This is a genomic window from Kurthia zopfii (genome assembly GCF_003143955.1).
In the GTDB taxonomy this organism is placed as follows: domain Bacteria; phylum Bacillota; class Bacilli; order Bacillales_A; family Planococcaceae; genus Kurthia; species Kurthia zopfii.
Genome location: NZ_QFVS01000061.1, coordinates 1 through 7661, shown reverse-complemented (window position 1 = coordinate 7661; position 7661 = coordinate 1). Strand labels below are relative to the sequence as shown.

The following is a 7661-nucleotide window of genomic DNA, read 5'->3' as shown; positions in this document are numbered from 1 at the left end:
TTGTGATTAAAACATCTTTTAAACCTGGCATATTCATGATAGACTTCATATAGCACAGCTCACCTTTCTTTCGCTTATTATTCAGCATTTTAAGTATAAAGGAATTGGTGAAACTGTGCTTTTTTTTTGCCATTTTTCACATAGATCAATATTGAAAGAAATAACGAGGACTCCTGCCGAAAAAACAAGTGTGAAGCAATCCTTTCTTTTCTAGCTTGTTCCACTACTCTCTTTGAGTCACTTCGAAAACTCGGGGGAAAGTGGTGGAACTTTTACTTTCCCTTCGTTTCCTCCAGTGCTCTAGAGAGTCCCGAGTGGAAACGCTTTTCGTTTTTTTCCACCTAAAGTGGAAAGAAATAGTGCGGCACTTGTCGGCGGAAAGCATTCGTTCTTTCTGAAAGTTACAACGTGAATTGTTTTAATACCCCAACATATATAATAGAACCAAAAAACCAGCCTTCGATTTTGAATCGAAAACTGGCTTACGTCATCTTATTACGAATTTGCTACAACATCGATTTCTCTCTGCTGCTCTGCTTTTAAATATTTTCGATAACCAATACGTGAAATCATAATGCTAATTTCGTAAAGGATGCATAATGGTAAAGTTACAATCATATGCGACATAATATCTGGTGGTGCGATTAATGCAGCAACGCAAAGTAATGCGAAGTATGCGAATTTACGCACTTTAGATAAGAACATCGGCGTCACTATTCCTAATCTAGTCAGGAATAGTACGATGATTGGTAGCTGAAAAATTATGCCGAACGGTAAAGTGATTTGCATTAGAAATTGAAAGTATTCATAAATCCCAATCGTTTGTTGAACATCCATCTCGGTAGCCAAACCTAACATCCATTTCAACATATACGGTCGTAATACTAAATATGAAAATAATACGCCGACAATGAATAGTACGAATGTGTACGGAATATATCTGAATGTCGCCTTACGCTCCTCCTCATACAACCCCGGACTGACAAAGCCCCATAGCTGGTACAAGATAATCGGCGAAGTCATCACCAGTGATAACACAAATATTACTTGTATGTACACTTTCATCGGATCAGTTACACTGAATGCGTGCAACTGAAGCGACCTTACTTCATCTGTATGTTGTAAGTATGAAATGAGTGGTTGTGCCAAGAAAAAACTTCCGATAACCGCAATAACAAAAAACAATGCGATGACCATAAACCGCTTGCGAAGTTCCTCGACATGTTCGCCAACTGTTAGCTCTTCATTATTCATACACTAACACCCTTACTTTGTCTCTTCGACTTTTTCAGTTTTCTCTACAGATTCAGCCTTTTCAGCTGTTTTTGATTTTGTACTGTCAAAATCCTCATCTGTTAATCCTTTTGTAGCTGATTTAAACTCACGAAGTGTAGAACCCATAGCGCGCCCTAGCTCTGGAAGTTTTTTTGGACCAAAAATAATAACCGCTACAACGCCAATAACTGCGATACTTGCTGGACCTACCATTACACACACCTCCTATTATATTTAATTCCATTTTAACCCATGTCATATGTTTTGTATATTATTCTTTCTATCTAGAAAATTGAACAATTTAGGTCATTCTTCCACATTTCTTATAAAGTAACTAAGTGTTTGCAATTCAATCGATAAATCAATTGTATGTACACGGAAATTCTCAGGTACTTGAAGTCTAACTGGCGTGAAGTTTAACGCACCTTTGACCCCCATACTTACTAAACGATCTGCCATAATTTGCGCCGACCTTGCTGGTACAGTCATGATTGGTAACTCTGCTTCATACTCTACGAACTTATCCTCCATAACATCTGGATGGAATACTGGCACGCCATTTACTAGCTCGCCTTCTTTTGGATAGTTCGTATCAAATGCTACGACAATTTTCATATTATGATTCTTTTGGAAATTGTATTTTAATAGCGCATGTCCTAAATTACCAATCCCGATTACGGCAACATTCATGCGTTGATCTTGATCTAATACGCCACGGAAAAACACTAATAATTTTTGTACATCGTAGCCGTACCCCTTTTTACCTAACGGCCCGAAATAAGAAAAATCTCGTCGAATTGTTGCAGAATCAATCTGCATCGCCTCACTTAAATCCTTCGATGAAATTCTTTCTTTACCCGCATCTGAAAAGCTTTGAATGAAACGATAGTAAAGTGGTAGTCTTTTCGTCGTTGCTTGCGGTATTCTATAATTCTCTTTCAAACAGTTATCCTCCTATTGTGAATTTGCAATATATAATAAAATGTTCATGCTCTGTAACACATCACCGTTGCACCAACGATGGCATTTCGATACACTTAGAATGAACTGAGGTGTCTGAAATGATTGTATTACAAGTCAATCAATTATATAAATCATATATTGCGGATGAAATATTAAGTGGCGTAAAACTCGAAGTTCAACATCGAGATCGCGTCGCACTTGTTGGCCGAAATGGCACAGGTAAATCTACTTTATTAAAAATTATCGCTGGGCAATTGTCATATGACTCTGGTGAAATCATTATGCCTAAAGGAATTCAACTAGGATACTTAGATCAACATGCCGGACTAGAATCATCTCTTACTATTTGGGAAGAAATGATGACGATTTTCGAACCGTTAAAGCAGCTCGAAAAGCAAATCCGAAATCTTGAACTAAAAATGGCTGAACCAAGCGTTTATGAGAACTCTGATGTCTATCAAAAAGTCACAGCTGAATATGATCAATTACAGTATGATTTCAAAATGAAGGGCGGTTTTCAGTACGAAGCCGATACACGCTCAATCCTTCACGGGATGCAATTCTATCCTGATTCTTATGACCAGTCTATAGCTTCCTTATCTGGTGGTCAACGTACACGCCTAGCTTTAGCAAAATTATTGCTGAAGAAGCCTGAATTACTCATTTTAGATGAGCCGACCAACCACCTTGATATCGAAACGTTAAACTGGCTAGAAAACTATTTAAAAAATTACGATGGTGCTATTCTTATCGTATCACATGACCGTTATTTCTTGGACCAAGTTGTATCTATTGTTTATGAAGTTTCTCGTCAACATGTCACAAAGTTCACAGGTAACTACTCAAAATACTTGGATGAAAAGGCAAAAAACTACGAGAAAGATGTCAAAATGTATGAAAAGCAAATGGATGAGAAGGCAAAATTAGAGACTTTCGTCCAGAAGAACTTAGCACGAGCTTCTACTACTAAAATGGCGCAATCTCGCAGAAAAGTATTGGAGAAAACGGATTGGATGGACTCTCCTGATGGTGACGAAAAATCCGCAACATTCCATTTCGAAATCGACAAACAAAGTGGCAATGACGTTCTTTCAATTGATGATTTAACAATTGGCTACAAAGGAACGCCGATCTCGAAAAATATTTCCATGCGCGCATATCGTCAAGACCGCGTCGCATTGGTCGGGCCAAATGGTGTTGGGAAATCTACCTTATTAAAAACACTTATTAAAGAAATTCCTGTACTAGCTGGCTCGATCCGCTTTGGCACAAATGTGAAAATTGGTTACTATGACCAAGAACTTGCGAAACTTTCATCAAATCGTTCTGTCCTTAAAGAACTTTGGGATGAATGGCCGCTAATGACCGAGCGAGAGATTCGTACTGTCTTAGGTAGATTCCTATTCTCGGGCGAAGATGCGGATAAAATTGTCCACGACCTATCTGGCGGCGAAAAGGCTCGACTAACTTTAGCTAAACTAATGCTCGAAAAGAACAATGTACTCATTCTCGATGAACCGACCAACCATCTAGACTTAGATAGTAAAGAAGTGTTGGAAAATGCATTGATTGATTACCCAGGTACACTCCTTTTCGTATCGCATGACCGTTACTTCATCAATCGTATTTCTACGAAAGTAATCGAGCTTTCAAACGACGGTGCTTTCGAGTACTTAGGTGATTACGATTACTATGTTGAGAAAAAAGAAGAACTGGAAGAAATCGCTGCTGAAAAAGCTACTGCCAATGCACCAAAAGAAAAAGCAGCTCAAGTTTCCAATTCACAAGCGAGTAAAGCAATCGATAAAGAAACGAAGAAAAAAGAACGCAAAATTCAACGTCAAATTGAAGAACTCGAATCTCAAATGGCGACTTCAGATGCACAAATTGAAGCGTTGGAAGCCGACTTATGCAATCCAGATATTTTCTCCAATCATGAAAAAGCATTAGAAATTCAAACTTCTCTTGATCAAGAAAAAGAGAATCATGAGTCATTGGAACTTCAATGGATGGAATTAAGTGAAGAACTCGAGCAATTATAATATGTCGAAATAGTAAAATCAGCTGATTCTGGCTGATTTTTTCTTTTCTGTGTATAACTTTTCTTTTATCTCCACATAGTTATACACATTTTCATTGCCATAATAACAGTATATACACATGGTTTTCCACAGTATCCACAGAATTATCTGAATTTATCCACAAATTAATGTGTAAAACTAAAATAATTTACAAAAAGTTCCGAAATCTTTATTACTATATAAAAAAATGATTCTCCCTTGTGTATAAGAAAGAATCATTGCATCATTTATTTGTTATTCCACGACAGTAATTCCATGCCTGGACGTCCATTTAAAGATAAATCACTGCACACGCCAGCTTTGTACATCTCACTTCCTGCCGCTGCAATCATGGCACCATTATCCGTACATAATTTTAAAGGAGGAACATGGAATGGAATCCCCTCTTCTTTAAAAGTAGCTTCCAATGACGTTCTAAGCCCTTTATTAGCTGATACACCGCCTGCTGCGATTACTTGCTTCACATTGAACTCTCGCGCAGCACGTAAGGTTTTAGCCGTTAATACTTCCACTACACTATCTTGGAATCCTTTTGCGATATGGTGTGGGTTAATTTCTTCGCCACGTTGCACCGCATTATGCTGATAGTTAATAACAGCTGATTTCAATCCACTAAAACTGAAATCATAAGAATCTTTTTCTAACCAGACACGCGGAAATTTAATAGCACCATCACTTTCATGTGCCATACGATCAATATGAGGGCCTCCTGGATACGGAATGCTCAATACGCGAGCAACCTTATCGTAAGCCTCTCCTGCTGCATCATCACGCGTTTCACCAATCAATTCAAATGAACCATGTTCTTTCATTAAGACAAGCTCCGTATGTCCACCAGACACGACTAGTGCAAGTAAAGGAAATTCCATCGGTTGCATCAATTGATTCGCATAAATATGTCCTGCAATATGATGAACACCGACTAATGGTAGGTTATTCGCAAATGCGAATGCTTTTGCAGCGTTAATCCCAATTAATAGTGCGCCAACTAGTCCAGGCCCTTCCGTAACACATACGCCATCTAAATCTTTCGGCTCTAAATTTGCTTGTTTCAAAGCTTCTTCTAATACGATCGTAACTTGTTCTACATGGTGTCTAGAAGCAATTTCAGGAACTACTCCACCAAAACGTTTATGACTTTCAATTTGCGAAGCAACTACGTTTGAAATAATCTCAGTACCATTTTTGACAACTGAAGCAGCCGTTTCGTCACAGCTACTTTCAATACCTAAAATATATAAGTCTTTTTCCATTATAAATTCACCCACATGACAAGAGCATCCTCTTGATTATCTGTATAGTATCCTTTGCGAATACCACCATCTTGAAATCCTAATTTATGATATAAGTTTTTTGCAACTACATTGGATACGCGAACTTCCAAACTCATGACAACAACATCTAGATCTTTTGAAAACTGCATCGCATGGCGCATTAATTCTTCGCCGATCCCTTTTCCTCGCCCTTCAGGTAGTACTGCCACATTTGTAATTTGGCTATCGTCTAACACAATCCACATGCCACAAAAACCGATAATTTGTTCATTTTCATCTATAGCTAAAATATAATGTGCCTGATTATTTTTTTCCGCCTCATAATAGAAAGATTCTAATGTCCATGGCGTTGGGAAGACCGCCTCTTCTATTTTATGAACGCTTGGCACATCTTCAACTGTCATCAGTCTATAACGAATCATTTTGCTTTTTCGCTTTCTGATCTTTAATCCAATTTGCCTCTGCTTCAGCAATTCGCTTATAGGTCGGCACAAACTGATGTACATCTTCTGGAGAAGGTAATGGCAGTTGTTGCGCTAAAGCGATTAGTTGTGAAGCATGCGGTAAATCACAGGTAAACGGCGCTCTGATCGCCATTTCGCCTAATGACTCTTGAATCGTTTCCCAAAACTGTTCTACATCATGCCCTACAAATAATACTTCTTTATTTAATGGCTTAAGTCGGCTTAATAAATCTTCCATACTATAATGTCCATCTTCTACTACATTCTCAAGATGATTCGAACCATCAAATGCACCCGCATAGACATTTTTTCTACGTGCATCCATTAATGAACAAATAATCTCAGGGAAATATGGAACATTTGCTGCTAACACTTTTAAACTTGAAACACCTACAACTGGAATTTTCAAAGTCCATGCTAATGTTTTAGCTAGTGTAACGCCAATACGAACACCTGTATAAGATCCTGGGCCTTCACTTACTGCTATAGCTGAAAGTTCTGCAGGGGCGATTTTCGTACGGCTAAATAACCTTTCAATTGCAGGCATTGCACCACCTGAATGGTTCAACTTTATATTAGACACTTCTTCAGCAACAATCTGACCATCTTTTACGATTGCCACTGCTAACGGTGTATTTGATGTATCAATCCCTAACCAAATCATCTTAAAATCTCCTCACATAACTGTTCATATCTTTTTCCAATCGGAGTTAGTGTGAATAATCTTGCATTCTCATCAACTCTTTTAATCGTTAGAGCTAATCTTTCTTCCGGCAAATCTTGTTCAATCAAATGTGCCCATTCTACAATTGATACAGCATCACCATAAAAGATTTCATCCCACCCAAGATCCTCATCACTATCTGCTAAACGATAAACATCTAAATGGTTTAATGGTAGTCTTCCTTCATACTGCTTCATAATTGTGAAGGTTGGGCTATTTACGTTTCTTTTTACCTCAAGCCCTTTTGCAAGAAACTGTGTAAAAGTTGTTTTGCCTGCCCCTAAATCACCTTCAAGGGTTAGCGTATCTTGAGCTTCAAGTAGATTGGCAATTTTTTCAGCAAGTTGTTTTGTTTCGTCAATCGACTTTATTTGAATTTCAACTGTCATTCTATTCTCCCTCTTAAAAAGTACTTATCTATCTATTCTATCGAATTCACTCCAAATGTTCAAAGTGAATGATTCTATTTTTGAACAAAAAAATAACACAGCACCATATGCTGTGTTTACATAAATAAAAAATGGCGGTCCGGACGGGACTCGAACCCGCGACCTCCTGCGTGACAGGCAGGCATTCTAACCAGCTGAACTACCGGACCAATTCTTACTATATTAATATATTAACATAGTGTCTTATATAGTGCAAGCATTTTTTGAAATTTATTTTTGCTCGCTTGTTAATTAGATCTCTCTTCTCAACTTCTTTATTCTAATATAAACAGCTGCTATTTGGCAATACTTTTTTATATTTTTTCATAAAAAAAGAACCACTCTACAAGTGGTTCTTCGTTTGCGTAGCAATGTCCTACTCTCACAGGAGGAAACCTCCAACTACCATCGGCGCTAAAGAGCTTAACTTCCGTGTTCGACATGGGAACGGG

The 7661-nt window shown here is 38.0% G+C and carries 8 protein-coding genes, 1 tRNA gene and 1 rRNA gene; 1 reads left to right on the top strand and 9 read right to left on the bottom strand.

Annotated features, from left to right (window positions below):
* Nucleotides 1–495: 495 nt before the first annotated feature.
* The 3 genes from tatC to DF281_RS14015 form a co-directional block, all read right to left on the bottom strand.
* On the bottom strand, nucleotides 496–1254 hold the full coding sequence (gene tatC, locus DF281_RS14025) for a twin-arginine translocase subunit TatC (protein ID WP_109350888.1): 759 nt from the start codon (nucleotides 1252–1254) through the stop codon (nucleotides 496–498).
* Nucleotides 1255–1266: 12 nt separating this feature from the next.
* Entirely contained in the window at nucleotides 1267–1488 is a 222-nt protein-coding gene (locus DF281_RS14020) for a twin-arginine translocase TatA/TatE family subunit (protein ID WP_109350887.1), read from the bottom strand.
* A gap of 93 nt (nucleotides 1489–1581) precedes the next feature.
* Complete coding sequence (locus DF281_RS14015; RefSeq protein WP_109350886.1) at nucleotides 1582–2217, bottom strand: redox-sensing transcriptional repressor Rex; 636 nt, start codon at nucleotides 2215–2217, stop codon at nucleotides 1582–1584.
* 119 nt (nucleotides 2218–2336) lie between these two features.
* Here DF281_RS14015 and DF281_RS14010 point away from each other — a divergent pair, with 119 nt between their 5' ends.
* Nucleotides 2337–4280, top strand: coding sequence for an ABC-F family ATP-binding cassette domain-containing protein (locus tag DF281_RS14010; RefSeq protein ID WP_109350885.1), 1944 nt, complete (start codon nucleotides 2337–2339; stop codon nucleotides 4278–4280).
* Nucleotides 4281–4546: 266 nt separating this feature from the next.
* Here the strand turns inward: DF281_RS14010 and tsaD are convergent, their stop codons facing one another.
* The 6 genes from tsaD to rrf form a co-directional block, all read right to left on the bottom strand.
* Nucleotides 4547–5572, bottom strand: coding sequence for a tRNA (adenosine(37)-N6)-threonylcarbamoyltransferase complex transferase subunit TsaD (gene tsaD, locus DF281_RS14005; protein WP_109350884.1), 1026 nt, complete (start codon nucleotides 5570–5572; stop codon nucleotides 4547–4549).
* Nucleotides 5572–6015, bottom strand: a complete 444-nt coding sequence (gene rimI / locus DF281_RS14000; protein WP_109350883.1) for a ribosomal protein S18-alanine N-acetyltransferase — start codon at nucleotides 6013–6015, stop codon at nucleotides 5572–5574. Before rimI ends, tsaD begins: the two co-directional genes overlap by 1 nt.
* Entirely contained in the window at nucleotides 6002–6721 is a 720-nt protein-coding gene (tsaB, locus tag DF281_RS13995) for a tRNA (adenosine(37)-N6)-threonylcarbamoyltransferase complex dimerization subunit type 1 TsaB (RefSeq protein ID WP_109350882.1), read from the bottom strand. Before tsaB ends, rimI begins: the two co-directional genes overlap by 14 nt.
* The gene (gene tsaE / locus DF281_RS13990) at nucleotides 6718–7170 is read right to left on the bottom strand and encodes a tRNA (adenosine(37)-N6)-threonylcarbamoyltransferase complex ATPase subunit type 1 TsaE (protein ID WP_109350881.1); all 453 of its coding nucleotides are present in this window, start codon (nucleotides 7168–7170) and stop codon (nucleotides 6718–6720) included. The genes tsaB and tsaE overlap by 4 nt, the downstream gene beginning before the upstream one ends.
* A gap of 132 nt (nucleotides 7171–7302) precedes the next feature.
* Nucleotides 7303–7379: transfer RNA gene (locus tag DF281_RS13985), tRNA-Asp, on the bottom strand.
* A 193-nt stretch (nucleotides 7380–7572) separates the two neighbouring features.
* Nucleotides 7573–7661, bottom strand: a 5S ribosomal RNA gene (gene rrf, locus DF281_RS13980); the annotation flags it as partial.